Origin of the sequence: Kitasatospora sp. GAS1066B (genome assembly GCF_041262605.1) — a bacterium.
Lineage (GTDB): Bacteria > Actinomycetota > Actinomycetes > Streptomycetales > Streptomycetaceae > Kitasatospora.
Genome location: NZ_JBGCCO010000090.1, coordinates 1 through 1511 on the forward strand (window position 1 = coordinate 1; position 1511 = coordinate 1511).

Genomic DNA, 1511 nt, shown 5'->3' on the forward strand with positions numbered 1-1511 from the left:
CCAACAGGGTATTAGGTGAGCGATGGGGTGACGCAGGAAGGTAGTCCAGCCCGGGCGGTGGTTGTCCCGGGGTAAGGGTGTAGGACGCAAGGTAGGCAAATCCGCCTTGCATATAGTCTGAGACCTGATGCCGAGCCGATTGTGGTGAAGTGGATGATCCTATGCTGTCGAGAAAAGCCTCTAGCGAGTTTCATGGCGGCCCGTACCCCAAACCGACTCAGGTGGTCAGGTAGAGAATACCGAGGCGTTCGGGTGAACTATGGTTAAGGAACTCGGCAAAATGCCCCCGTAACTTCGGGAGAAGGGGGGCCGGAACTGGTGATGGCACTTGCTGCTTGAGCTGGGGCCGGCCGCAGAGACCAGCGAGAAGCGACTGTTTACTAAAAACACAGGTCCGTGCGAAGCCGTAAGGCGATGTATACGGACTGACGCCTGCCCGGTGCTGGAACGTTAAGGGGACCGGTTAGCTCTGATTCGTCGGGGCGAAGCTGAGAACTTAAGCGCCAGTAAACGGCGGTGGTAACTATAACCATCCTAAGGTAGCGAAATTCCTTGTCGGGTAAGTTCCGACCTGCACGAATGGCGTAACGACTTCTCGACTGTCTCAACCATAGGCCCGGTGAAATTGCATTACGAGTAAAGATGCTCGTTTCGCGCAGCAGGACGGAAAGACCCCGGGACCTTTACTATAGCTTGATATTGGTGTTCGGTTCGGCTTGTGTAGGATAGGTGGGAGACTTTGAAGCCTTGACGCCAGTCTTGGTGGAGTCGTCGTTGAAATACCACTCTGGTCGTGCTGGATGTCTAACCTGGGTCCGTGATCCGGATCAGGGACAGTGTCTGGTGGGTAGTTTAACTGGGGCGGTTGCCTCCTAAAGAGTAACGGAGGCGCCCAAAGGTTCCCTCAGCCTGGTTGGCAATCAGGTGTTGAGTGTAAGTGCACAAGGGAGCTTGACTGTGAGACCGACGGGTCGAGCAGGTGCGAAAGCAGGGACTAGTGATCCGGCGGTGGCTTGTGGAAGCGCCGTCGCTCAACGGATAAAAGGTACCCCGGGGATAACAGGCTGATCTTCCCCAAGAGTCCATATCGACGGGATGGTTTGGCACCTCGATGTCGGCTCGTCGCATCCTGGGGCTGGAGTAGGTCCCAAGGGTTGGGCTGTTCGCCCATTAAAGCGGTACGCGAGCTGGGTTTAGAACGTCGTGAGACAGTTCGGTCCCTATCCGCTGTGCGCGTAGGAATATTGAGAAGGGCTGTCCCTAGTACGAGAGGACCGGGACGGACGAACCTCTGGTGTGCCAGTTGTCCTGCCAAGGGCATGGCTGGTTGGCTACGTTCGGGAGGGATAACCGCTGAAAGCATCTAAGCGGGAAGCCTGCTTCGAGATGAGTATTCCCACCTCCTTGAGAGGGTAAGGCTCCCAGTAGACGACTGGGTTGATAGGCCGGATGTGGAAGCCTCGTAAGGGGTGGAGCTGACCGGTACTAATAGGCCGAGGGCTTGTCCTCAG

1 rRNA gene is annotated in these 1511 nt (G+C 56.5%); it reads left to right on the forward strand.

Annotated elements, in window-relative coordinates:
- Window positions 1-1509, forward strand: a 23S ribosomal RNA gene (locus tag ABH937_RS38170); the annotation flags it as partial.
- Window positions 1510-1511 lie beyond the last annotated feature (2 nt).